We start from the raw sequence: 24803 nt of genomic DNA on the forward strand, positions 1-24803 counted from the left end.
AGGGCGGTGCGTTGCCCGGAACGTCAGCCGCCGTGCCGCCGGTCGGATGTCTGTCCGGCCAGAACCGGCCAGATCTCTGTCATTCGGTTGACCTCGCCGCCCGCGAGCCGGAAAGGTCGGACAACACGAGGTCTGGGAGGTGCCGTGCGGTACTCAGTCGTGGCAGCGTTGGTGACGGCGGCGGTCGTCGGAGCGGGGACCGTCGCGGCGGCCGCGCCGCAGGCTGCGCTGGTCGGCGATCCGGCGGCGTACGTCGATCCGCTCATCGGCACCGGACGCGGCGGCACTTCGGTCGGCGAGATCAACAACTTCCCGGGCCCGGCCGCGCCGTTCGGCATGATGCAGTTCTCGCCGGACACCGACGGGTCCTACGCCGGCTACCAGTACCACAGCGACAAGATCCGCGGCTTCAGCCTCGACCACGCGTCGGTGGGCTGCAACGCGTTCGGCGACGTTCCGATCCTGCCGGTCACCGGCGACGTCGGAGCGAAACCGTGGGACCGCGTCGAGCGTTTCACCCACGACGGCGAGCAGGCGGAGCCCGGTTATTACGCCGTCACGTTCCCCGATTCCGGCGTGCGCACGGAGCTGACGGCGACCACTCGCACGGGGTTGGCGGCGTTCACCTTCCCCGCCGGTCAGAACGCGCAGGTGCTCGTGAAGGGCGGCGCGAGTCTCGCGGGCAACTCCGCGGCCGGGCTGCGGATCACCGGCGACCACGAGGTGAGCGGGCAGGCGACGACCGGTCATTTCTGCGGGAAATCGAACAAGTACACCGTGTACTACGACATCACCTTCGACCGCCCGTTCACCGCGCACGGCACCTGGGACGGCAACACCGTCCAGCCGGGCAGCGACCAGGTCGACGCGCCGAAAGGCGGAGCGTACCTGACGTTCGGCGACGCTGGCGTGGTCCACGCGAAAGTCTCGATGTCCTATGTGGACGTTCAGGGCGCGAAGAACAACATGGCCGCCGAGGCGCCCGGCTGGGACTTCGCCGCGGTGCGCGGGCACACGAGGGACGCCTGGCGCGACGCACTCGGCCGGATTCGCGTGGCCGGCAAGGATTCCGCACAGCTCAAGACGTTCTACACCGCGCTCTACCACAGTTTGATGCATCCCAACACGTTCAACGACGTGGACGGCCGCTACATCGGCTTCGACAACCAGATCCGCACGCTCCCGGCGGGGCATTCGCAGTATGCCAACTTCTCCGACTGGGATACCTACCGCTCGCTCGCGCCCTTGCACGGCATGCTGTTCCCGAAGGAAGCCAGCGACATGGCGCAGTCGCTGACCAACGACGCGGTCCAGGGCGGCTGGTGGCCGCGCTGGCCGATGGCGAATGGCTACACCGGGCAGATGACCGGCGACAGTTCGGTCGCGCTGCTGTCGAGCCTCTACGCCTTCGGAGCGCGCGATTTCGACGTCAAGACCGCGCTGAAATACCTGGTCAAGGGCGCGACATCGGTGGACGAGACGCCCGGTGCGTACCAGGAACGCCGGGGGATCGCGGACTACCTCGCCCGCGGTTACCTGCCGAACAACGACGCCTCCCGCGGCGACCACGCGCGCGTCGGGGCCTCGATCACGCTGGAATGGGCGATCGACGATTTCGCCATCGCGCAATTCGCGGGCGCGATCGGCGACCGCGGCGTCGCCCGCGACTTTACGAAACGCGGCCAGAACTGGCAGCACCTGTTCAACCCGGCCACCGGCTACCTCCAACCGCGCGGCCAGGACGGCCGGTTCCCGGACGGTCCGGCGTACCAGCCGCCCCCGCCCGGCACGTTCGGCCAGGACGGCTTCGACGAGGGCAACGCCGCGCAGTACACCTGGCTCGTGCCGCAGGACACGGCCGGACTGGTGACCGCGATGGGCGGTCCGGCCGCGGTGTCGCAGCGGCTCGACACGTTCTTCCAGAAGCTCAACGTCGGACCGAACGAGCCGTACATGTGGGCGGGCAACGAGCCGGACTTCGGCGTGCCGTGGCTGTACAACCACGTCGGCCAGCCGTGGAAGACGCAGGAGGTGGTGCGCCGGATCGCGACCACGCTGTTCAGCGCGACGCCGGACGGCGAGCCCGGGAACGACGACCTCGGCGCGCAATCGTCGTGGTACGTCTGGGCCGCGCTGGGGCTGTACCCGTCGACTCCGGGCACGCCGGATCTCACCGTGCACAGCCCGTTGTTCGAGCGCGCGGTGCTGACGCTCCCCGGCGGCCGCACGCTGGACATCCGCGCGCCAGGGGCCTCGACGGCCACGCAGTACGTCCATGGCCTGGCGTTGAACGGGCACCAGTGGGATCGGACATCGCTTCCGCAGGTCCTGGCACGAGACGGCGGGCGGCTCGACTTCGCGCTGTCCGCGCAGCCGGACCGGAATTGGGCGGCGAACACGCAGCCACCGTCCTATCGGGACGGTGAGGAACCGTACGTCGGCTCGGTGGCCAACCAGGTCACCGTCGAGCCAGGCGGCTCCGGCGCCGTCGCGGTCAACGGCCAGCGGCTCGGCGGGCACCTGCGCGCGCTGGACATTTCGGCGTCGGCACCGGCCGGAATCGCCGTGTCCGGCCCGCGTTCGGTGTGGCTCGACAACCAGACCGGGAGCGGGAAAACCGCACTGACCGTGACGGCGGCGGCAGGAACTCCCGCGGGTTACTACCAAGTTCCGGTGACATTGCGCGGGGCCGGACATTCAGTTTCTTCCTCGATAATTGTCCTGGTCGCACCCAAGGGGAGCCTGGCAGGCGCCTTCGACAATGCCGGAATTTCCGACGACGGCGACGCCGGTTCGGCCAATTTCGACGGTGCCGGAAACAGCTATTCGCGGAAAGCGCTCGCCGACGCCGGTCTCGCTCCGGGTTCGACCGGGCACGCTGCGGGCACGACGTTCGTCTGGCCCGCCGCGCCGTCCGGCCGTCCGGACAACGCGGTCGCCGCCGGGCAGAAGCTCGATCTAGGTGGAACTTCAGCCGCCCGCCTGCTTTTCGTCGGTTCGGCGACGAACGGCGACCACCGGGGGAGCGCGACCGTCGCGTTCACCGACGGCACGACGGCGACCGCCGATCTTTCGTTCGGTGACTGGGTGTTGCCGGGCGGAAATACCGAACCAGTGTTCGGCAATACGCTCGTGGCCCGCACCGCGCACCGGAATCAGCCCGGCGGCCAGGGAATCGGCGCCTCGGTTTACGCCACCTCGCCGCTGGAAATCCCGGCCGGCAAGAAGATCGCGACGGTGACCCTTCCGTCCGATCCGGACCTCCACGTTTTCGCACTCGGCCTCGGCTGAGTTTGTCAAGCGGGATTCCCGCGGTGTGATCTGTTCGGCGGATCCGGAATTTCTCGGCGCTCTTCGTCGTAAGTGACTGGCGTGCTCACTACGAAGGGGAGTGGCGTGAACGAAACACGCGAAGCGCCGAATGCCGGGAGCCAGCTGAAGCTGGTGCTCGTGCTGGGCGTTCTGGTGGCACTGGGGCCGCTGTCCATCGACATGTATCTGCCGGCTCTGCCGGACATCACCCGCGAACTGTCGACGACGGAGTCGACGATCCAGCTCACCCTCACCGGAACGGTGCTGGGACTCGGGCTCGGCCAGCTGATCGCCGGCCCGCTTTCCGACGCGATGGGGCGGCGTATCCCGCTCGTCGCGGGAAGTGCGATCCACGTGCTGGCGTCGCTGCTGTGCCTGGTGGCGCCGTCGGTCGAGCTGCTGAGCGCGGCGCGCGTGCTGCAGGGGCTGGGTGCCTCGGCGGGGGCGGTGCTGGCGCTGGCCGTGGTCCGCGATCTCTACACCGATCGCGGCGCGGCGAAACTGCTGTCCAAGCTCATCCTGGTGATGGGCGTTTCCCCGGTCCTGGCTCCGACGCTCGGCAGCGCGCTGCTGGCGTGGACGCACTGGCGCGGGGTGTTCGTGGCGCTCGCCGTCATCGGACTGGCGAGCGGCGTCGCGGCGGCGCTCGCCCTGCCGGAGACCCTGCCGCCCGCGCGGCGGCAGCCGTTCCGGTTCCGGGCGACCATGCGGTCCTACCGGAGCCTGTTCACCGACCGCTCGTTCGTCGGCCTGGTGCTGGTGGCCGGGTTCGCGATGGCCGGGCTGTTCGCGTTCGTCAGCGGCGGGTCGTTCGTGTTCCAGCAGCAGTACGGGCTGGACCAGCAGCAGTTCGGCCTGATGTTCGGGGCGAGCGCGGTGTGGCTGATCGCCGCGACGCAGGTCAACGCCCGGCTGATGAACCGGTTCGAACCGCACCAGGTGCTGATGGTCGCGAGCGTCGCGGCGGCGGTGTCGGCCGCTGTGCTGCTGGTGACCGCGCTGACCGGGTTCGGCGGCATGTTCGGCGTCGCGGTGCCGGTGTGGGTGGTGCTGTTCTTCGCCGGGCTGATCCTGCCGAACGCGCCCGCGGTCGCGCTCGACGCGCACGGCGACAACGCCGGGACGGCGGCGTCTCTGCTGGGCGCGGTGCAGTTCGGCGTCGGCGCGGCGGTCTCGCCGGTGGTCGGCCTGCTGGGCAACAACGCGGTCGCGATGGCCACGGTGATGTTCGGCGGACTGGTGGCGTCCGGGCTGGTGCTGTGGCTCATCGCGCGGCCGTGGCGGGGCCGGGTGGCCGAGCCGGAGACGCTGGCCGACACCCGGGTGCCGGTGGCGGTCGACTAGGGCTGGGGGGTCGTCTCGGTGCTCACATGCTGCGGAGCACCGAGACGACCACGCCGAGCACCGTGGCCCGGTCGCCGTCGATCACGTCGTAGGCCGGGTTGCGGGGCTCGAGGTAGACGTGCCCGTCGCGGCGGCGGTAGACCTTCACTGTGGCCTCCTCGTCGATCATCGCGGCGACGATCTGGCCCGAATGCGCCTCGGACTGCTGCTTCACCACCACGATGTCGCCGTCGCAAATCGCCGCGTCGACCATCGAATCGCCGCGCACGCGCAGTCCGAAAACGGTGCCGCGGCCGGTGAGCCCGCGCGGCAGCTGCATGACGTCGTCCACGTGCTCCTGCGCGGAGATCGGCGTGCCGGCCGCGATGTCGCCGACGACCGGCACCGGCACGGAGTCGCCGTTCTCGCGCGAGGGAAGGTCGCCGAGGAAGGCGCGCACGTCGATCGGGCGGGAGACGGTGGGACTGCGGCGCAGGAAACCCTTGTCCTCCAGCGCGGCGAGATGCTTCGACACCGAGGACGTCGACCGCAGCCCGACCGCTTCGCCGATCTCGCGCGTGCTCGGCGAATACCCGTGCCTGCCCACCCAGTCCCGGATGGTGGCGAGGATGCGCTGCTGCCGTTCGGGCAGGGCCGAAGCGTCGAGGTGGTCGAAGACGTCGTCGTAGGCGGTCACGGGCCCGATCGTAGAGGGCGTCCGGGCCGGTCGCGGGGACCGGGGCGGGTGTTCCCTCGGTTGTTCCACTGTGGATAGTGGATGCGCTTGGTAGACTTTTTCCCTCCGGAGGGTGACGGAGGGGACCGGGATGACGCAGCCGGTGATACGGCCGAAGGTGACGGGGATCGGCATCGCGGTGGCGGTGGTGCTTGCGGTGCTGGAGATTTACGCGGTGCGAGGGGGAATCTGGTCGGTCACCGAAATCGTGAGCGGACGCCACGTCAGTCCGTCCGATTACCTGTTCTCGGGGACCCTGGTGCTGGCGATCATGGTGCTCGTCGGCATCGCGATGATTTTCGCGCGGAGGCAAGCGGTCGGCCGGATTCTGCTGTGGGGCGCGCCGGTGCAGCTGCTGTGCGCGCTAGCCGGGGTGATCCTTGCCCATTCCTGGTGGGACAGCGCCGCGTTCGGCGTGATGACGGTCTTGGCGGTGGTGCTGTGGCTTCCTGCGGTGTCGGCGAAGACGCCTCCGCCGGTGGGATACGGAATGCCTTACAGGGCACCGGTTCCGGGGATGCCACAGTATCCGGGGCAGGTTCCGATGGGGCAGCAGTATCCGCAGCCGGGGCCGGTTCCGCCGCAGTACGGCGCTCCGGGAATGCCGCAGCCGTACCCGCAACAGCCTCAGCAGCCTTATCCGCAGCAACAGCCTTATCCGCAGCAGCCGATGCCGGGGCAGTGGCCCGCATCCGGCCCGCCGCAACAGGGGCGGCCGGGCCAGTGATCACTGTCCGGCGAAGTGCCGCTGCTCGTCCGTGACCTCGGCCAGCACGCGCTTGAACTCCTCGTACTCGCTCCGCCCGAGCCGCCGGGCGTGCCGGTCCTCGATCCCGGCGAGGATGCGGGCCGAGGCCCCGATCACGGCTTGTCCGCGCTCGGTCGGGCAGACGAGTTTCGCGCGCCGGTCGGCCGGGTCGGGACGGCGTTCGACGTAGCCGAGCGTTTCGAGTTCGTCGACCATCGCGCCGATGACCTGCTTGCGCCGTCCGGACAGCCGGGACAGCTCGGTCGCGCGGGCGCCGTCCGGGCCGAGGTAGGCGAGCACCGCGCCGTGCCGAGGGCTCAGGTCGCCGAAGCCTTCCGCGGCCAGTGCGGTGAACAGTTCCCGCTGCACGGCGAACAGCAACCGCCCGGCGAGCATCCCGAGGTCGGGACGGGCGGGCATTCCGGAGTCGGGCACGGCGAAGATCGTAGCCCGCGGCCGGACGCGGGTCAGGACCGCCGGGGCAGGACGCAGAATTCGTTGTCCTCGGGGTCTTTCAGCACGATCCAGTGGTCGTTTTCCGGATCCTCCACGACTTTCGCGCCGAGGGTGACGAGGCGGGCGACCTCGTCGCGCTGTTCCACCGTGTCCGGCGCGATGTCCAGGTGCAGCCGGTTCTTGACGGTCTTCCCCTCGGGCACCGGCTGGAACAGCAGCGACGGGCGGCCCGGTGCTTTCAGCTCGACGTAGGTGAGTCCATGGCTGTCCGGCCACCGCTCGGCCTTCGGGTAGCCCAGCGCTTCCCGCCAGAATTCGGCGAGCGCGTCGGCGTCCCGGCAGTCGACGGTGACGGCGATCAGGTGGCTGCTCATGATCGGGGAGTTACCCGCGATCGGCCGCGGTTATGCCCGCGGCCCGGTCCGTCCGGAACGGACAATCAATGCGGGTGGGCGAAAAGCGTGCCGAGACCGGGTCCGGCGGCCGGTCGCCCGAGCAGGGTGAGGCAGTGCCAGAGCGTCACTTGGGTGGCGGTCAGCACGGGTTTTCCCGCGCGGTTTTCGAGTTCGGCGAGCAGCGGCGCGGTGTGCAGGGCGGTTTCGGGGACCAGGACGGCTTGGGCGTCCGAGGAGGCGGCGGAATCGACCAGGCCGCGGATGCGGTCGCTGTCCCAGGCGGCGAGATCGCGGTCCGAACCGGCGTCGGCGGAGACGGCGTGCACGGTGGCGATGTCTTCCTCGGCGAGGAACGCCGCGAACGCGTCGGTGATGTCCGGCGCGTACACCGAGGCCAGCGCGACCCGCTCCAGCCCGAGCCGGCGCGCGGCCGCGAGGAACGCCAGCGACGTGCTGCTCGCCGGAACGCCCAGCGCGTCCGTCAGCGCGTCGGTCTGGGTCTTGGCCACGGCGACGCCGTCGAGGAAACTGCAGCTCGAGCACGCCCAGCTGACCACCCGCGGGGACGTCGTGAAGGTCGCCGCCGTCCGGACCAGCCGGTCCGGCTCGCTCAGCTCGCGCACGGCGGTCTGGACGTTCTCCCGGTCGACCGTGCGCCGAGCCCAGGGCACGTAGGCGAACTCGACGCCGGGCCGGGCGTCGAGGCAGCCGGCCAGGGCGGTGAAGTCGTCCTCGGCGCAATCGCGAGTGGGATACAGCAGACCGATCATCTCGGGCAGTGTCGCACTCGTTCGCCCAGTCGGCAGAACTTCCGGAGGCGGGGCCGGAGCAGGTCTCCGCCGCGGGCGGGGCCGGGAGCGGCTCGGGGCCGCTCCCGCTGAAGTCCGGCGTGCCTTGTTTCGGGGACTCGTACCGCAGCAGGGAGGAGGTCGAACCGGTGCGCTCGAGGGAGATCGTCCTGCTGCCGTTCCGGTACCGCAGCGCAGGCGGACAGCCCGGCCGCCTTGGCCAGCCCGTTGTTGTACTTCATCCAGATCTTGTCACCGATGCGCCCGCAGCGGCATCGTCCCGCCGTCCTTCTCGATCGTGCCGCCCGCGCTGTCGTGGTCGAGCTGCAGATCGATCTCCGCCGTCGCCGCTCTTGACGTGGATCGCGACCCAGCTCTTCATCTCGTCTGCGACGGTGTCGGCGACTGTCGCGGCGTCGAACGGCTTGACCGCGGACTCGCGGCCGCGCTGGCCACCGACTAGGCGGGAGTGCCTCCGGCGCAGGCGGTGCACACGAGGACACGGGTCAGGAGCCGGGGCCGGAGTAGATTTCCTCCGCGGGCGGGGCCTGCACCGGGACGGGCTGGTCCCAGCCGCTGAACTCCATCGTGCCTTGCTTCGGGGACTCCAGCCGCAGCACGCGGTGCGGTTCGACGGCCTCGATGAAAACCGTGGTGCTGTCGTTCTCGTACCGCAGCGCGAAGGTGCCTGCCACGTCGGCGGGCTGGCCCGTCCCGAAGCCGGGCTGGTCGATTTCGCTGGCCATGCCGCTGACGAAGACGTCGAAGTCCAGGAAGAGCTTGAGCCCCTCGCCGAATCCCTGGGCCATCGGGGAGTCCATCGACACCCACTTGTCGTCCAGCGGCGAGCGGGCCCCGGCGGGCCGTCCGGAGATCTTGGCCATCCCGCGGGTGAACTTGATCCAGACCTTGTCGCCGACGCGGACCAGCGGCACCACCGCGCCGTCCTTCTCGATCGAGCCGCTCACGCTGTCCCGGTTGATCTGCATGTCGAACGTCGTGCCGCCGTCGCTGCCTTTGGCGTGGACCGCCGTCGCCTTCTTCATCGCGGCCTTGATAGCCGCGGCGTCGAGCGGGTCGGCGGACGGCGCCGCCGACGAGCTCGCGGCCGGGCTCGTCGAAGCGGCCGCGCTGGCCAGCGATTGGGCGGCGTTTCCGCCGGAGCCGGAACAGGAGGTGCAGACGAGCGCGGCGGCGGCCGCCAGGACGCCGTAACGCAGGAGAAGACGGTGCGAGACCGGGCGAATCATGCGGTTTCCGTTCGGACAGGCCCAGGACGCTCCCGGGCGCATCCGCTTATCGCCCGTTCCGGCGGTCTGTTACGGCTTGTCGGTCTCCGTCATGATTTCGTGACGCGCGGCCTGGTCCACAGTGGACGAAGGCCTCGCGCTCCCGGACGGAACGCGAGGCCGTCCGGTCAGGAGCCGGGGCCGGAGTAGATTTCCGCGGCGGGCGGGGCCTGAGCCGGGACGGGCTGGTCCCAGCCGCTGAACTCCATCGTGCCTTCCGACGGGGACTCGAGCCGCAGCAAGCGGTGCGAGCCGGCGGCTTCCAGGAAGATCGTCCTGCTGCCGTTCTGGTACCGCAGCGCCGGAGCGCCCGCCACGTCGGCGGGTTCGGGCGCGGAGTAGCCGGGCTTGTCGACGTCGTCGGCCATCGAGCCGACGAAGACGTCGAAGTCCATGAACAGCTTGAACACCTCGCCCAACCCCTGGGCGAGCGGGGGAGTCGAGCGACACCCACTTGTCGTTCACCATCGCGGCCTTGAGGTGTCGCCGACGGTCGCGGCATCGGGCGGGGCGTCGAGCGGCTTGACCGGCGAACTCGCGGCCGCGCTGGCCAGCGACTGGGCGGCGTTGCCGCCGGAGCCGGAGCACGAGGTGCACGCGAGTGCCGCTGCGGCCCGGGCACATCCGCTTACCGCCCGACTCGGTGGTTTGTTACGGCTTGTCCGGTTTCGCCACGGAGTCGTGGCGCCCGGCGCGGTCCACAGTGGACGCGCAGGATCAGCTGGCGGCGCGGGTCGCGGCGTAACCGGGGTGCGGCAGCCGTTGCGGGCGGCCGTTCGGGTGGTACTCGAAGTGCCACCATTCGTTGTCGTACACCCGCATACAGGCCGAACCGTCCACCGTGGACTTCGAGCCACTGCGCGCCTTCGTACGGCCGCACGTCGAGCGCGACGCCTTGCACGTGCTGCGATTGCGCGGGCGGGAGCGTGAGGTGCAGGGCGAGTTCGTGCGAACCGGCGCGCTGGACCTCGGCGTGGAAGAGGTCGGCCTGCGTCGCGGCGTCCCGGTGGCCGGAGGTCAGGCCGAGCAGGATTCCGTGCCGCCACAAGGCTTCGGTGCGCGCCGCGGTGAACGCGGCGTATGTGCCCGGCGTGAGCCCGGCGAGGTTTTCGGCCGGATAGCGGGCTGCCAGCGCCCACTGGCACGCGACGTGCCGCGCCCGGCCCCGCGCGACCACCCACGCGACCGGCACGAAAAGCACCGCGAGCACGTGGGTGATCACTCGGTAGATTCCGGTCACTGCAACGCCTTCACGACCGCGGCAGCGGCCTGCGCGATCAGGTTGTCGTCGGTCTTCGCGTCTTGGTGCGCGCGGTCGGACAGCACGGCGAGCACGATCGGCGCGCGGTGCGGCGGCCACAGCACGGCGATGTCGTTGCGCGTGGCGTAATCGGCGGTCCCGGTCTTGTCCGCGACCTGCCAGTCCGCGGGCACGCCGGCGCGGATCACGTGCGCGCCGGTGGTGTTGGCGCGCATGATCTTGGCGAGCACGGCCTGCTTGTCCGCCGGGAGACCCGAGTCGAGCGCGACGGCGCGCAGGTCCTTGGCCCAGACTCGCGGGGTGGTCGTGTCCCGGACGTCACCAGGGCTCGTCTCGTTGAGAGCGGGCTCGATGCGGTCCACGCGGGTGACCGTATCCCCCAGCCGGCGGACCTCCGCGGCCAGCCCGGCGGGACCGCCGATTTCGCGGAACATGAGGTTATCCGCAGTGTTGTCGCTGTAACGCAGCGCAGCGTCGAGGACGCTCTGTAACGAAATCTGCTCCCCGATGTGCTTCTCCGTAATCGGGGAATGGGGCACGAGATCGCTTTGCCGAATCGTGACCGTCCGGGTCAGATCGTCCCCGCGGTGCAGGATCGCTGCCGCGTTGAACACCTTGTGCGTGGAAGCGTAGGCAAACCGGTCGTCGGCGTGATAAGCGACCTCGCGGTCGTCGCCGGTGTCGATCGCGTAGACGCCGAGCCGGGCGTCGAAAGCCTTCTCCAGCGCGGCGAAATCCGGCTGGGCGACCGTCTTGGCCGCGACCGGCGCGGCTGAACCCGCCGGGCCGTCCGGTGTTGCCGGTGTGGCACAAGAGGCTAGCGTGGCCAATGCGAACACCGCCAGGGCCGTCCTGCGGAACACGGGGTTCTCCCTCCGAAGTCGATCAACTCCTCCGAAGCGTGCCCTCGGCCAGTTCATGCGGTCCAAGACACTTCTGTGCGAGTTGATGCGAATCTGGCATAAGCTCTGGTCGTGGACCTGGTCGGCTGCTGCAAGGCGTTCGTGAGCGTGACCGAGGCGGGGAGCTTCACCGGCGGCGCGGCGGTCGCGCGGATTCCGCAGCCGGTGGCGAGCCGCCGGATCGCCGCGCTCGAGAAGCACCTGGGGGAGCGGCTGTTCGACCGGTCGACGCGGCGCGCGCGGCTCACGCCGTTCGGCCGGGACCTGCTGCCGTCCGCGCAACGCCTGGTCCGGCTCGCCGAAGCGATGGAACACGACGCTCAGCGCGCGCGTCGGCGGCCCTTGCGGCTGGCGGTTCCGGACACGTCGACCACTCGCGATCTCGCCGAGCTCGAGGCGCAGGCGCGGACGGTCGAGGTCTTCCTGGAATTCCGCGTCGCCGGGCCGGCCGAGCGGGCCGAGCTGGTGCGGACCCAGGAGGTGCGGGCCGCGCTCGTCGCGGTGCCGCCGGAGGACGGGGTGTGGACGGTGCCGCTCGGGCTGGCCAGCGAAGCCGAGCCGGACGAAGCCGTGGTGCACCTGGAAACGCTGCGCGCGGGCCGTTCGGCCAGGGCGCGCCGCCGGGTGTGGATGCAGCCGGAGGACGACGTGCCCCACGTCCGCGACCGGATGTTCCGCGCGCGGGACGCGGCCGGGCTGCTGCCGGCGCAGGTCGAGGTCGCCGGGACGCTGACGACGGCCGCGGCGAGCGTGATCGGGTCGGCGGACCTGCTGCTGTGCTCGGCGGATCAGGCGCGGGAACTGGGGCTGGCGTGGCGTCCGGTGGGCGGCGTCCGGCTCGCGCGGGGCTACGACGTGGCGGCCGGGCTCGGTGACGACGTCGACCGGGTGCGGACGCCCCTGCGCGCGGCGATCGCCCGCTGTCTCGGCGCGGGCGTTGCGGCAGACTGACGCCGTGAACACTGAGGCGCTGCTGGCGCGGCTGCGCGACGAGCTCGCCGAAGGCGGGCTGCGGGGTTCGTTCCTCGTCCGCGACCTCGGGTCCGGTCGCGAGATCGGGATCGAGCCCGACCTGGAGTTCGCGACCGCGTCGCTGGTCAAGGTTCCGCTCGTGGCGGTGACCCAGGACCGGATCCGGCGCGGCGAACTCGACGGCGCGCAGCAGGTGGAGGTCGAACCCGGCCGGGCCGAGAACGCGGGGCCGACTGGGCTGGCGCGGTTCCGGCATCCGGCGCGGGTGGCGCTGGACGACCTGATGTACCTGGCTTCGGCGATCAGCGACAGCGCGGCGGCCGACGCGCTGTTCGCCCTCACCTCGCCCGCGGAGGTCGCGCGGACGGTGCGGGAGTGGGGCATCACCGGCATCTCGGTGCGGCATTCGCTGAGCGAACTGAACGACACTCCGCTGGAACGGTTCGACGCGACCGAAGCGCATCTCGCGCATTCGCTGGCGATCGGCGCGGTGACCGAGGGACGCGGACATCCGGTGCGGCAGCTGGATGTTTCGCGGGCGAGTTCCGGGTCGGCGCGCGCGTTCGCCGACTTGCTCACTGCTTTGTGGACACCGTCCACAATCGACCCGGACACCTCCGCGCGCGTGCGGCAGCTGATGGGCGAAAACCTGCTGCGCCAACGATTGGCGCCGGATTTCGCGTCCGATTCCGCGAAGTGGTCCTCGAAAACCGGGACGCTGGTGAACTTGCGGCACGAGATCGGCGTGGTGGAGCACTCGGACGGGCAGGCGTTCGCGGTCGCCGCGCTCACCGAATCCCGGGTGCCCGCGGCGGTCCAGCCGGAGGCCGAGATCCTGATGGCGCGGGTCGCGCGGGCGTTGCGCGACCATTTGCGGGCTCGCGGGTGACCGGCCGGATCCGCCCTCGCGGCGGATCCGGCCGGGTTCCGCGTCAGGCCAGGCCCAGCAGCGTGAGGATGAGAACGATTCCGTGCGTCTGCATTTCCCGCACCTCCCTCCCGGATTCAGGCACGGAAAATCCCTGCCGCGAAATGCTTGCGTTTCGCGGTTGATTCGGGTTTCCGTGATTCTCGGCGAACCGCCCGGAACGAGCGGCGTGCACCCAGAATGCGATCCGGGAACGAGTGCGGACAAGGGGTTTCCTGTTTCCTCGGAAAGCAGGAAACAGCGCCGCCGGACTGGGGCCGGGCGGCTAGCGGAGGGTGGGGTCGCCCCAGGCCAGAGCGGCGGGTCGGGTGGTCCGCGCGGAGGGGCCCGCCGGGGAGACTCCGGCCGCGGGACGGCGGATCTCCAGCCGCAGCCGCCTTATGCCGGTGACGTCGAGTTCGGTGTGCCGGGGGCTGCCGAAAGCGGAATGGTCGAGGTGGCGGATTTCCCCGTCGAGCCGGACGCAGAACAGCCCGGTCTGGAAAGCCGCGTCCTCGGCGTCGTCGAGCACTCCGGCGACCGCGGTGAAATGCGCGTAGGCGCCGCCGAGGTCGATTTCCGCGAACGCCCACGCCCCGGAAGTCGGCCCGGCGGTGCGGAAAACGACGCTGTGCTCGTAGCCGATCCCGTCGATCCGCGCCGCGCCGGCGGTGATGTCCGCGCTTTTCTCGCGCCACGGCAGTTCGGTCGCCAGCACGGGCCCGGGTGCGGAATCCGGTGCCCCGCGCCAGATCCCGCGCACCGGCCGCTCGTTCTGGCTGCGTCCGGTGATCGCGGAGACCAGTCCGGCGACGCCGTCGTCGGTGAAGTCCGGAATCAGGTAATGCGTAGTGGAATACGGCGTGAGAAACGCCGGGATGTCTTCGACGGAAGCGTCGGGAAGCACCACCGGCAGGATCCGGCTGGTCTCGCGCTCCAGGTCGCGGGTGAGCGCGTCGCGCATGATCCGCGCCTCGAACTGGGAGCCGCGGCCCTCGTCGAAGGGCGCCTCGCCGTCCGCGCGCCGTTTGTAGTTCGGCGACGCGACCACCAGCACGAAATCGGCGGCGCGGATGTTCCGGATCGCCCAGGCCGACCAGTCGAGCCGGGAGGCGTCGTCCCACTGGTCCAGCCGGACGTCGAGCCCGATCCGTGCGCGCAGGAACGTGGCGAAGGTCCCGACCAGCCGGTAGTGCTCGGCGGCGGTGTCGTGGGCGTAGCTGATGAAGATCCGGGGTGCGGCGGGGGCGGACATCGGGCTCCTCGAATTCCGGCTGGCAGCGACCGGTCCAGTTTCGGGTCCGGCGCCCGGTCGCGGGTTTTCGGCCACAAAGTGTCCAGAATCTGTCCCTTGTCGGCGTCTCCGCCGCCGGTATCGTCGTGGTCCGAGGTCGGGATCGCCAGGACGCGGAAATCGACGGGGGAGCGCTGGCCAGGTGTACCACTACGACGTTTTCATCAGTTACGAACGGCGAGCCGACGCCGTCTCCAAGTGGGTGCGCAACCATTTCCACCCCCGTTTGTGCGAGCTGCTCGACGGCAACCTCGACCGGGACGTCCAGGTGTTCTTCGACGAGTCGGTGCGGGTCGGCGGAAAGTGGCCGGACGAACTGCGCTCCGCCTTGCGGCACACGAGGATCCTGGTTCCGGTGTGCTCCCCGAAGTACTTCCACAACGAGTGGTGCCTCGCCGAGTGGGCCTCGATGGAACGCCGCGAAGAACTGGCCGGAGGCGACCGTCCGGCCACTCTGATCTACCCGGTCATCTACTGCGATTCGAAAAACTTCCCGCCGTACGCGCACGAACGCCGGATGAAGAACTTGACCGAATGGAACCATCCCTACGAGCAATTCCAGGTCTCGGCGAAATACATCGGGTTCCATGACCAGATGAACCGCATCGCGACGGAGCTCGAGGAATTGCTCAGCGCGGCTCCGGCGTGGCGGCCGGACTGGCCGGTGCTCACTCCCCGGCCGGACGCGCCGCCCGCTTCCCGGTTCCCGAGGCTCTGAGCGATGACGGGCGTCGTGATCACTTTCTACTCCTACAAGGGCGGCGTCGGGCGCAGCTTCACGCTGGCCAACATCGCGGTGCTGCTGGCCCGCTGGGGACATCGCGTGCTGTGCGTCGACTGGGATCTCGAAGCGCCGGGGCTGCGCGAGTACTTCCGGCCGTGGCTGGACCGCGATCCGGTGGGCGGAGTAGTCGATCTCGTCGCCGACTTCCGGGCAGGCGCCGTCCGGCCGGACCGGCACATCCTCCCGGTCGATCTGGACCACGTGCCCGGCACGCTGGATTTCCTTTCCGCGGGCGCCGACGGTCCCGACTATCCGGGGCAGGTGCAAGGAATCGACTGGGAAGGCCTCTACGACGAGGAGTTCGGCGAGTATCTCGAACGCTGCCGGGAGGCGTGGACCTCGGATTACGACTACGTCCTGCTCGACAGCCGCACGGGAATCTCCGACGTCGGCAGCATCTGCACCGCGCATCTCCCGGACCGGCTGGTCGTGCTCTACACCGCGAACACGCAGAGCGTCCGCGGTGCGGTCGACGTCGCCCACCGCGCGAACGTCGCGCGGAACGCCCTGCCGTACGACCGTCCGCAGCTCCCGGTGCTGCCCGTGCTCTCGCGGTTCGACACGCGCGAGGAGTACGACCGGTCGGAAAGCTGGCGGCAGATCTGTCTCGACGAGACGCGGAGCCTGTTCGACAGCTGGCTGGACCAGGACGTTCCGCCCGCGGTGATCGCGCGCCACCTCACGCTGCCGTACGTGTCGTACTGGACCTTCGGCGAGCAATTGCCGGTGCTGCAGGAGAAAAGCCCGGGCGCGGACCAGATCGGCTTCGCCCTCGAAACGGTCGCCGCGGTGATCGCGCATTCCTTCGACCGCACCGAACTGCTGGCCGAAAACCGCGACGCCTACGTGGCGGCGGTGCGGACCCGGACGCAGACCTTTGCCTACGACATCCAGGTCAGCATGCCCCGGTCGAGTCTCGAAGTGTCCCAGGATCTGGTGGCGGAGCTGGAGAGTCTCGGCATCCGGGTGGGGCGGTCGCTGTCGGGCGACCGGTCCTGGCTCGGCCGCGCGGAAACCGACGCCCGGCACCTGTGCCTGGTGATCGACGGCAAGGCGAGCCGGTGGCAGCTGGCGGAGGTCGAGCTGTTCCTGCACCGCACGCTCGGCCAGGACCGCAGGCTGATCCCGGTGCTCACGGAAGGAACCGACTCGCGCGAGCTGTCCGGTTATCTCGGCAACCTGCGACACCTGCGCCTCGGTCCGGTGCACGGACCGGCGAAGGTCGCGCGCAGCCTCGCCGACGAGATCGGCGCCGGACGGGCCCTGGTCGACACCGGCCAGGCTGACCTGATTTCCCTGCTGCGGAAAGCCGAGCGCACGCGGCTGCGTCCCGCACTGTGGGACCTCGTGGGCGAGTTCGCCAGCGAACTGCCGGTCGCGGTCGGAGCTGGGGACAGCGCGCGGGCACAGGAACTCGGCGCGGACCTGGCCGTGCTGCTGCGCCCGCGCGCCGACGACGACGGCGCGGTGCCGCCGCCTCCTCAGGTCCGGAAAGCCCTGGCCTGGGCCCAGCAAGTGCTCGACGTGCGGGTGAACGGCAGCTAGCCGCACCCGCCCGATCCCAGAAAAGCCCCGGCCGCGCCCGCGTCCGGGACGCCCCGAGGAAGGACGGCGGATGCACGAACGACTGAGCCACAAGCAGTCCGCGGCGATGATCGCGCTGATGGTGCACGGCCGGGAGGTGTCGAACCCGCAGCTGCGCGAAACCGCGGGCTTCGCGCTCGACGGGAAGGACCGGCTCAAGCTCAACGAACGCTACGTCAGCAGCAAGAAATCGGGCCGCGCGTTCGTGCACCAGCTCACCGACGACGGCTGGGACTGGTGCGAGGAGGAACTGGCCGCGCTGACCCCGCCGCAGCCGGTGCGGAGCACGTTGACTGTGGTGGCTTACCAGGCGCTGCACGGGTTCTTCGAGTATCTGCGGCTGCACAAGGTCTCGCTGAAGGAGGTGTTCGCGGGCAGCGACGCGCCGCAAGCGGCGGATCTGGAGGAGCTGATCCGGACCGCGTACCGGAAACTCGCCCGTTCGCCGCGCGACTGGGTCGGACTGGCGGACCTGCGGCCGTTGCTGGGCGACGCCGCGGTCGCCGAGGTCGACGCGGTGCTCAAGCAGCTGAGCCGGACCGGGCAGGCGCATCTGGTGCCCGAGTCCAACCGCAAGGCGCTCACCGCCGAGGACAAGGAAGCGGCCGTGCGCATTGGCGGTGAGGACAACCATCTGCTCTCCATCGAGGTGTCATGATCGAACATTTGGCGGTACTGGCGACATTGCGCTTCGACTGGGTCGACGCCCCCGACCAGGTGTGGCGGGATTCGCCCTACCACGTCGACGGCCTGCACGCCGACGTGATGTCCGCGATCGACGCCAGGATCCGCAGCGCGGCCGCGAGCGACGGCCCGAGCCCGATCGGTCTCGTGATGCAGGGCATGAAGGGCGTCGGCAAAACGCATCTGCTCGGCATGGTCCGGAGGGCGGCGCATCAGGCCGGCGGCTACTTCTTTCTCGACAACCTCACCGCGGGCAACGCGTTCTGGGAGGACGCGGCAGACGCGTTGCGCCACGGGCTGTCGCGGGCGGACGGTTCGGGCGAGCCACAGGTGCGCAGCTTCGTGCGGCGGGTGTGCGAGCGCGGCGACGTGCCGTGGGAAAGCGCCGCGGCGGTGCTCAGCGGGCAGGGGTTGAGCAGGTCGCATCTCGACGCGTTCTTGACGGGATTGCGGAAACTGGACCGGCAGGTCGCGATCGAGTGCGCCGACACCGCTCGCGCGCTGGTGCTGTACGCCTCGGACGACCCGACTCACAACGAGGTCGGCAACGACTACCTCGGCCGTTTCGAGGAAGCGAAGTCCGGCGACCGCCGCAAGTGGGGCATCCGGATGAAACCGAAGTCCGCCTTGGCGCAGGTGCACGACATCACGCGGCTGCTGGCGCTCACCGGGCCGCTGGTGATCAGCGTCGACCAGTTCGACACGCTGGTCGCCAGTTCGGACAAGCTGGCCAGGGACGGCGGGAAAGCCGGGGAAACCGACGTGCTCGTGGCCCAGATCGCCGACGGGCTGATGGGGCTTCGGGAAGTCACCCGCCGGACGGTGACGGTGCTCGCCTGCCTGCCCGCGACGTGGCAGCTGGTCAAGGACAAGGCCGCCGACACCGTGCCCGACCGGTTCGAGGAAACGCGCATGCTCGGGCGCGTGCTGGACGCCGACGTGGGGCGGCGTCTGGTGGAGCGGCGTCTCGGAGTCGCTTACGCGGCAATGGATTTCACCCCGCCGCACGCGACGTGGCCGGTGGCCGCCTCGGCGTTCGAGGGTCCGTGGGACGAGTACACGCCGAGAGAAATGCTGAAGCGGGTCGGTGCGCACATCGACGCGTGCGTCCGGGCGGAACGAGTGGTGGAGATGACCACCTTCGATCCGGACGCACCCGCGGCGCTGCCCGCGCGACCGGCGCCCAAGCGTGACCGCTTTTCGGAACTGGACGCCTGGTTCGAGCAGCTCCGCGCGGACGCGGATCCGTCGGCGCTGCTCGACCACAAGGTCGAGGACGAGGTGATGCCGAGGCTGCTCTCGGCCGCGTTGCGCGGCTGGATCACCGAGGTCGGCGACGACGAGATGGAGTGGGACACCCGCAAAACCGACGACGAGCTGCACGCCTGGCTCACCCACACCATCGACGAGGCCTCGGATCTCGAGGAGCATTGGGCGTTCCGCGCGATCGCCGCGAACCACGCGGTCGCGGTGCTCAACCGGTTCCGCAAGGCGCGCTCGGCCGCCGGCCTGCGCCAAGGAGCGGACAACCGCCATCTCATCCTCATCCGCAACTCCTCCTGGTCCAAAGGAGAGAAAACCCAAGCCGAACTCCGGGCCTTCGAAGCGGCCGGAGGGAAGCGGCTCAAGATGTCCGAAGCGGACGTCCGCACGTTCTGGGCGCTGGACGAGATGTTCGTCAAGGGCGGCCCGGACGTCCACGAGTGGCTCATCGACCGCAGGCCCGCCCGCCGGTCCCAGCTGCTGTCCGGCGTCCTGCCCGACACCGCACCGCACTCAGGGACTTCGAAACCGGCACCGCCACGACCGGCAAACCCGGCATCCCCACGGCAGGCAAACCCGGCACCCTCGCGACCGGCAAGCCCGCCGACCCGCGGACCCGCTGCCCAGCCGACCCTCTTCGCCAAACCCGCCCCGGCCGGCCCTTCCGCGGCCCCGCGCGAGAACCGCACCGGAACCGCTCAAGCGCCCCGTTCCGACGGAACTCACCCCCCGCCGGACGGCACCCTCACCCTCGGCACCGAGACCGGCTCCGGCAATCCCGTCCGCATCGAACTTTCCGCGCTGCGCAAGCACGCGGCCGTCTTCGCCGGGTCCGGGTCGGGGAAAACCGTGCTCCTGCGCCGGATCATCGAGGAATGCGCGCTGCTCGGGGTGTCGTCCATCGTGCTGGACCCGAACAACGACCTCGCGCGCCTCGGCGACGCCTGGCCGAGTCCGCCGAGCGGCTGGGGGCCGGAAGACGCCGAACTCGCCGAGCGCTACCTCGAAGGCACCGACGTCGTCGTCTGGACACCGGGCCGTGCGACCGGACGTCCGCTCGGGTTCGAGCCGTTGCCGGATTTCGCCGGGGTGCTCGACGACGAGGACGAGTTCGCCGCGGCCGTCGAAGTGGCGGTAGCGGCTCTCGCTCCGCAGGCCCGTCTCACCGGCAGCACCGCGAAGGCGGACATCGGCCTGGCCGTGCTGCGGCAGACGATCGTGCACCACGCGCGCACCGGGTCGCGGAGCCTGCCGGAGCTGATCGGCGTCCTCGAAGACCTGCCCGACGGCGTCACGAATCTCAACGGCGGCCGGAAAATCGCGGCCGAGGTCGCCGAGCTGCTCAAGGCCGCGATGGTGAACGATCCGCTCTTCGCCGGGGCCGGGACCCCGGTCGATCCGGCGCTGCTGCTCACCCCGGCGGACGGCAAGCGGGCGCGGATTTCGGTGATCAGCTTCGCCGGGCTGCCGTCCGAGGCGCAGCGGCAGAGCTTCGTGAACCAGCTGCAGATGGAGCTGTTCGCGTGGATCAAACGGAATCCGGCGGGGGACCGGCCGCTGGGCGCGTTGTTCGTGATGGACGAGGCGCAGACGCTCGCGGCGTCGGGTTCGCTCACCGCCAGCACGCGCAGCACGATCGTGCTGGCCGCGCAGGCCCGGAAGTACGGGCTGGGGCTGCTGTTCGCGACGCAGGCGCCGAAGGGCCTGCACAACCAGATCGCCGGCAACACGACGACGCAGTTCTTCGGACGGCTCAACAGCCCGGCGCAGATCGCCGCGGCGAACGAGATGGCGCGGGCGAAAGGGTCTCCGGTGGCGGACATCTCGCGGCTGGAGCGCGCCCAGTTCTACGTGTCCGGCGAGGCGTTCGGGTTCCGGCGGGTGTCGACGCCGCTGTGCCTGAGCCACCATCCGGCGAGCCCGCTGCGCCTCGAGGAGGTGCTCGCGCGGGCCAGGAACGGGGAGGGAACAGGGGAGGGAACAGGGGAGGGATGAAAAAAGCGGCCCGGGCCCGGGGATCCGTCCGGGTCCGGGCCGCCCCGGCTCACACTCCGGCGACCGACTGGATCCAGTCGCGGTACCGCGTGACGTTGATGTAGGCGGTGTAGGACTGGCGGTCGCTGGTGGAGGCGACGCCGACCTGCTTGCCGTTCGCGTACATCGGGCCGCCGGAGTCGCCGCCGGCGGTGATGCCGTCGCCGCGGGTGGCGCACACCGAGACGCCGGCCGCGCCGTCCGGGCAGTCGACCGAGGTGACCTGGACGTTCGCCACCTTCAGCACCCGCGACTGGCAGTTGATCTCCGGCTGGCGGTGCAGGTCGCGCCCCAGCCGTAGACCTGCGCGGTGTCGCCGGCGTTGACGTCGCCCGCGGTGCCGAGCGGCGCGTACTCGGTCTGGACCTGCCGGTCGATCTGGACCAGCGAGATGTCGGCGTCGGGGGAGTCGTGCACCGACGTCGCGGAGACCTCGGTGCCCTGGGTCTGGTCGAGGTTGCCGACGTGGAAGGTGATCTGCTTGCCGCCGGCGCCCTGCGTGCAGTGCCGGGCGGTGAGGATCCAGTCGGGCGCGATGATCGTGGCGGAGCAGAGTTCCTGGCCGCCGGCGAACATCCGCGCGGCGGCGTGCGGGGAGTCGGCGGTGCTGCCGTCGATGATGGCGGGCTGAGCGGGTGCGGCGGTGGCCGGGGCCGCCGCGGCGACGGCGGCGAAGGCCAGGCCGGACAGGACTGCGGCGGTACGCGCGATTCGCACTGGTGATCATCTCCGGTGGGTACGGGGAGGAGTGGTCAGGTACTGACCCACCGTCGTGAATGTCGGTAAATGACGGAACCCGCCGAAGGTCGGGCCCGCTCAGTTCCCGACTTTCGTCGTGGGACAAGCGGACCAGAGCTCGCTCGCGCGGCCCGGACGTGGAGTGTGAGCGCGGTCACTGTGCCTCCAGGTCCAGAATGGTGTCGGGTGGACGAGCGGGCGCGACGGGCCCCGCCTGGACAGGGAGCGCAGCACGCGGATGGAAGCCGGCTCACAGGGATCGGCACGGCTGAAGTCGTCGTACCGCTACGACGACCTCGACGTGCTCACGCTGCTGCTGGCGGGGGAACTCGACGCCGGCACCGCGCTGGTGGTGGTGCGGGCGGTGACGTTCGCGCTGGCCAAACGCCCGATGGCGCTGGTGCTGGACCTGACCGGGCTGACCGAGCTGAGCGACGCGGGCGTCCACGTCCTGCGGGCCGCGCAGGACCGCGCGGCGGCCGAGGGCGTGGTGCTGCGGCTGCTCGCGCACCCGTCGGACACGGCGGGCCGCCGGCTCGCCGAGACCGGGATGACCGGGGTGTTCGACATCTATCCGGACCGCACCGCGGTCCGCGTGGAGACCGACCGGATCGCGTTCCTGCGCCGGATGAGACGGCGGCTCGGCGCGGGCTGAGCCGGTCCCGATCCGGGCGTTCCGGGGCCGTCCGGGCCGCCGAGGTGGCCCGAGCGGGTGAACTTCGGAGATTCGTTCTCCCATGGTCCGGACCAGTGCGGGTGATGTTGCGAGTTCACGCCAGCAGCGCTTCGGCCAGTCCCTGCTCGTGGATCGAGTCCCGCAGCTTCGCCAGCGCTCGGCATTGCGTCACCCGGACGTTGCCCGGGGAGATCCCCAGCGCCTTCGCGGTCTCGGCCGACGTCAGGCCGACGACCACGCGCAGCGTCAGGATTTCCCGTTGCAGCTTCGGCATCCCGGACAGCAGTCTGCCGAGCGATGCGCCGAGGTCGGCGGTCAGCGTGTGCGACTCCGGGCCGTCGCGCAGATCCGCGTTCTCCGGGACGTCGGACACCGGCCGCGAACGGTCCCGCGCCACCGCGCGGAACGCGTCGGCGACCTTGTTCGCCGCGATCGCGCGCACCAGGTGCAGGAACGATCCGCCGCGGTCCTCGTAGCCCGGAACCGCCTGGAGGACCGCGATGCACACTTCCTGCGCGACGTCGTCGGCCGACAGGTACGACAGGTCGCGTCCGCCGATGCGGGCGCGGCAGTAGCGCGCGATCACCGGTTTCAGCAGCGCCAGCAGGTCCGGAGCCGCGCCGGGGACGCCGTCGCGGGCTGCGCGGACCGCGGTTTCGAGGCGCTCGGCGAGCCCCGACGGGCGCGGCAGCGCGGCGAGCGGGACGTAGCCTTCGACCGGTTCGGGCACGGTGGCGGGGGGCATAGGGGCGTTCCTTTCGTACGGGCGGCCGCGGTGGTCTCGCCCGCTCGCTCCGGGTGTCGGCCGCCCAGGTCCAGGCGTTGCGCCCGCGCAGGTGTTGTCCAGCTTCTGTCCGTTGCGCGGCAACGGACTTCGCGCGGACCTGGACAGATCTTGGACAGGTTCGCCCCGCCGGTAGCGCGGCGCGGGGCGGCCGCGATCCCGGTGCGGTCGGAGAAATCCCGATCCGGAAGGGGAATCGCGATGATCACGCACTGACCGGAGCCCACCGGGCCCGGCCGGTGAGGTTCAGCCGGCCGGGCTCCACCGGATGCCGTAGGCGAAGCCGGGCGCGAGATGGTCGAACCGCAGGTGCACCTCGCCCGAGCCGTCCGGGCTCACCACGTCGCCGCGTGCGCCCAGATCGCGTGCGTCGTCCTGGAACACGCGGTCCAGCCGCACGATTTCGGACGGCGGCGCGGCCGGGAAGCGCACGTGCAGGTCGAACCGGTCGACGGGATGCCGCGGCACGCACACGTAGTGCGGATGCCGGAATTCCGCGCGGAACCGCAGCGCGAGGTCGTGCGTTTTCCCGCGCCGCAGCGGCTCGGCCAGCCGCAGTGCCAGCCCGACCCGGTCGTTCGACTCCATCGCGCGGTGGACCAGCGTGCCGCCGTGGAAAACGTCGACCTCCAGATCGCTTTCCCGCACCGGCCCGGAGGTCGCGGACGTGGTGGTGAGGGTGAGCGCGAGGTCCAGTTCGGCGATCTCGTCGGCGTCGGCGACGATCCGCCGGAACTCGAACACCTCGGGCCGCTCCTGGTCCAGCGCGAGGGAGACACGCAGCAGTTCGGTGTGCCAGCTTCCTTCGGGCGCGGGCCGTGCGCCGCCTTCGCGCGAGCCGGCCAGCGCGAGGTGCGCGACGTGCTCGATGCCCTCGTCGATGCGCCGCCGGATCGTGCGGTCGTCGCGGTCCAGCTCGCGCGCGGCCCAGTGCACCCGCTCCTGGTAGAACGGCTTGCGCGCCGGCTCGTGCATCGCGAACGCCGCGAGCACGGCGATCCGGAGGTCGTCCGGCAGCGTCTTGGCCAGCGGCTCCAGCACGTGCGCGAGCCGGTCGCGGATCTCGACGTTTTCCGCGTTGTCGGGAATCCCGCACACCTCGCGCAGGACCGGGCCGACCCGAATCCCGAGCGGAGTGGTGAATACGCCGCGCCCCTTCCGGAGAACTTTCAATTCCGCGACCAAGTCCGCCGCGTTCGGTTCCACCCGTTCCTCCCTCGCGTCTCCCCGCCCGCAGCCACTGTTCCTCAACGCGGGCGCCGGTGTCCAGCGTTGCCCGGCACCGGCGCACGGACTGTGACCGGAACGATTTCCCATTCCCGTGCCCGTTGGTGCGACCGGGTTTATCCGCGGTGGAAATTCGCTCGGATGGCGCCTTCCCGAAACGGCGGGTGACTGTTCTCGGCCGTGCTGGCGACCGGTCAGCGGGTCCGGTATCGGATCTCGTAAGCCGGGCCTGCGGGGCGGTCCTCTGCTCGCTCGCCGAAGCCGAATGTCTTTCGCCGCGGCCCGCAGCGACCGGGCAATGCAACTCCGCTGTCGCCCGCGGTTTCCTGTTTACGCGATTAAGGCGGAAACAGGAAACTCCTTCCCCGATTGCCGCGGGAACCCGCATTCTCGGGACAAGCCGCCGATCGGGCGGGCACAAATCCGCTGGAGGAGCTTGTCATGAAGGTCGTCTGTTCGTTTTCTCTGCTGGTCCGGGCCGCGTTGTGGCTGGCCGGGGCCGCACTCGTGTCCGGGCTCGCGCTCGGCCATCCGGGCGGCCCCGCGCCGGTCGCGCCTCCGGTGTCGGTGGGGACCGCACCGTGACGAAACCACGGACCGGGGTCTGCCGGATCGTCATACTGGGAGCGAGGAGAGGGTGGAGGCG

The 24803-nt window shown here is 70.4% G+C and carries 22 protein-coding genes and 1 pseudogene; 11 read left to right on the plus strand and 12 right to left on the minus strand.

From position 1 onward, the window contains the following. Window positions 1-144: 144 nt before the first annotated feature. Together H5411_RS26950 and H5411_RS26955 are read left to right on the plus strand one after the other, a co-directional pair. Window positions 145-3291, plus strand: a complete 3147-nt coding sequence (locus H5411_RS26950) for a GH92 family glycosyl hydrolase (RefSeq protein WP_312878626.1) — start codon at window positions 145-147, stop codon at window positions 3289-3291. Between the two features lie 105 nt (window positions 3292-3396). Continuing rightward, complete coding sequence (locus tag H5411_RS26955; RefSeq protein WP_312878627.1) at window positions 3397-4656, plus strand: Bcr/CflA family multidrug efflux MFS transporter; 1260 nt, start codon at window positions 3397-3399, stop codon at window positions 4654-4656. Window positions 4657-4678: 22 nt separating this feature from the next. Here H5411_RS26955 and lexA read toward each other — a convergent pair whose 3' ends face one another. Further along, window positions 4679-5332, minus strand: a complete 654-nt coding sequence (gene lexA, locus H5411_RS26960) for a transcriptional repressor LexA (protein ID WP_183125417.1) — start codon at window positions 5330-5332, stop codon at window positions 4679-4681. Between the two features lie 112 nt (window positions 5333-5444). On the opposite strand from lexA, the gene H5411_RS26965 reads away from it, so the two are divergent. Continuing rightward, complete coding sequence (locus tag H5411_RS26965) at window positions 5445-6098, plus strand: hypothetical protein (RefSeq protein ID WP_183125418.1); 654 nt, start codon at window positions 5445-5447, stop codon at window positions 6096-6098. Here the strand turns inward: H5411_RS26965 and H5411_RS26970 are convergent, their stop codons facing one another. From H5411_RS26970 to bla, 7 genes are all read right to left on the minus strand, one after another. After that, complete coding sequence (locus tag H5411_RS26970) at window positions 6099-6554, minus strand: MarR family winged helix-turn-helix transcriptional regulator (protein WP_312878628.1); 456 nt, start codon at window positions 6552-6554, stop codon at window positions 6099-6101. A gap of 32 nt (window positions 6555-6586) precedes the next feature. After that, on the minus strand, window positions 6587-6949 hold the full coding sequence (locus H5411_RS26975) for a VOC family protein (RefSeq protein WP_183125419.1): 363 nt from the start codon (window positions 6947-6949) through the stop codon (window positions 6587-6589). Between the two features lie 65 nt (window positions 6950-7014). Further along, complete coding sequence (locus H5411_RS26980; RefSeq protein ID WP_183125420.1) at window positions 7015-7740, minus strand: maleate cis-trans isomerase family protein; 726 nt, start codon at window positions 7738-7740, stop codon at window positions 7015-7017. A gap of 524 nt (window positions 7741-8264) precedes the next feature. Beyond that, window positions 8265-9008 carry a hypothetical protein gene (locus H5411_RS26985; protein ID WP_183125421.1) on the minus strand — a complete coding sequence of 248 codons (744 nt, stop codon included), beginning with the start codon at window positions 9006-9008 and terminating at the stop codon, window positions 8265-8267. 167 nt (window positions 9009-9175) lie between these two features. Continuing rightward, on the minus strand, window positions 9176-9457 hold the full coding sequence (locus H5411_RS26990) for a hypothetical protein (RefSeq protein ID WP_183125422.1): 282 nt from the start codon (window positions 9455-9457) through the stop codon (window positions 9176-9178). Between the two features lie 218 nt (window positions 9458-9675). Next, window positions 9676-10287, minus strand: coding sequence for a D-alanyl-D-alanine carboxypeptidase family protein (locus tag H5411_RS26995; RefSeq protein ID WP_416333173.1), 612 nt, complete (start codon window positions 10285-10287; stop codon window positions 9676-9678). Continuing rightward, window positions 10284-11171 carry a class A beta-lactamase gene (bla, locus tag H5411_RS27000; RefSeq protein WP_183125423.1) on the minus strand — a complete coding sequence of 296 codons (888 nt, stop codon included), beginning with the start codon at window positions 11169-11171 and terminating at the stop codon, window positions 10284-10286. The genes H5411_RS26995 and bla overlap by 4 nt, the downstream gene beginning before the upstream one ends. Window positions 11172-11276: 105 nt before the next feature. On the opposite strand from bla, the gene H5411_RS27005 reads away from it, so the two are divergent. Further along, window positions 11277-12161: a LysR family transcriptional regulator gene (locus H5411_RS27005; protein ID WP_220817535.1), complete on the plus strand. Its 885-nt coding sequence runs from the start codon at window positions 11277-11279 to the stop codon at window positions 12159-12161. Window positions 12162-12165: 4 nt separating this feature from the next. Next, window positions 12166-13071: a serine hydrolase gene (locus H5411_RS27010; RefSeq protein WP_183125425.1), complete on the plus strand. Its 906-nt coding sequence runs from the start codon at window positions 12166-12168 to the stop codon at window positions 13069-13071. 304 nt (window positions 13072-13375) lie between these two features. Here H5411_RS27010 and H5411_RS27015 read toward each other — a convergent pair whose 3' ends face one another. Further along, complete coding sequence (locus H5411_RS27015; RefSeq protein WP_183125426.1) at window positions 13376-14344, minus strand: SEFIR domain-containing protein; 969 nt, start codon at window positions 14342-14344, stop codon at window positions 13376-13378. Window positions 14345-14525: 181 nt separating this feature from the next. On the opposite strand from H5411_RS27015, the gene H5411_RS27020 reads away from it, so the two are divergent. From H5411_RS27020 to H5411_RS27035, 4 genes are all read left to right on the plus strand, one after another. Then, window positions 14526-15101, plus strand: a complete 576-nt coding sequence (locus H5411_RS27020; protein WP_101441218.1) for a toll/interleukin-1 receptor domain-containing protein — start codon at window positions 14526-14528, stop codon at window positions 15099-15101. 3 nt (window positions 15102-15104) lie between these two features. Next, window positions 15105-16712, plus strand: a complete 1608-nt coding sequence (locus tag H5411_RS27025) for a KGGVGR-motif variant AAA ATPase (RefSeq protein ID WP_183125427.1) — start codon at window positions 15105-15107, stop codon at window positions 16710-16712. Window positions 16713-16782: 70 nt separating this feature from the next. Further along, complete coding sequence (locus H5411_RS27030) at window positions 16783-17409, plus strand: hypothetical protein (RefSeq protein WP_220817522.1); 627 nt, start codon at window positions 16783-16785, stop codon at window positions 17407-17409. Continuing rightward, window positions 17406-20693 carry an ATP-binding protein gene (locus H5411_RS27035; protein WP_183125428.1) on the plus strand — a complete coding sequence of 1096 codons (3288 nt, stop codon included), beginning with the start codon at window positions 17406-17408 and terminating at the stop codon, window positions 20691-20693. Before H5411_RS27030 ends, H5411_RS27035 begins: the two co-directional genes overlap by 4 nt. Window positions 20694-20742: 49 nt before the next feature. On the opposite strand, the pseudogene H5411_RS27040 reads toward H5411_RS27035, so the two are convergent. Further along, window positions 20743-21449: pseudogene (locus H5411_RS27040) on the minus strand (S1 family peptidase). 259 nt (window positions 21450-21708) lie between these two features. On the opposite strand from H5411_RS27040, the gene H5411_RS27045 reads away from it, so the two are divergent. Further along, window positions 21709-22125 (plus strand): STAS domain-containing protein, encoded by a 417-nt coding sequence (locus H5411_RS27045; RefSeq protein ID WP_101438976.1) that lies wholly within the window; start codon window positions 21709-21711, stop codon window positions 22123-22125. Between the two features lie 115 nt (window positions 22126-22240). Here the strand turns inward: H5411_RS27045 and shbA are convergent, their stop codons facing one another. Next, window positions 22241-22891, minus strand: coding sequence for an RNA polymerase sigma factor ShbA (shbA, locus tag H5411_RS27050; RefSeq protein ID WP_220817523.1), 651 nt, complete (start codon window positions 22889-22891; stop codon window positions 22241-22243). 285 nt (window positions 22892-23176) lie between these two features. After that, the gene (locus H5411_RS27055) at window positions 23177-24136 is read right to left on the minus strand and encodes a hypothetical protein (protein ID WP_183125429.1); all 960 of its coding nucleotides are present in this window, start codon (window positions 24134-24136) and stop codon (window positions 23177-23179) included. A gap of 462 nt (window positions 24137-24598) precedes the next feature. Between H5411_RS27055 and H5411_RS47115 the strand changes: the two genes are divergently transcribed. Next, complete coding sequence (locus H5411_RS47115) at window positions 24599-24742, plus strand: hypothetical protein (RefSeq protein WP_220817524.1); 144 nt, start codon at window positions 24599-24601, stop codon at window positions 24740-24742. Window positions 24743-24803: the final 61 nt, after the last annotated feature.

The sequence above is a fragment of the Amycolatopsis echigonensis genome (genome assembly GCF_014174495.1).
GTDB classification, from domain to species: domain Bacteria; phylum Actinomycetota; class Actinomycetes; order Mycobacteriales; family Pseudonocardiaceae; genus Amycolatopsis; species Amycolatopsis echigonensis.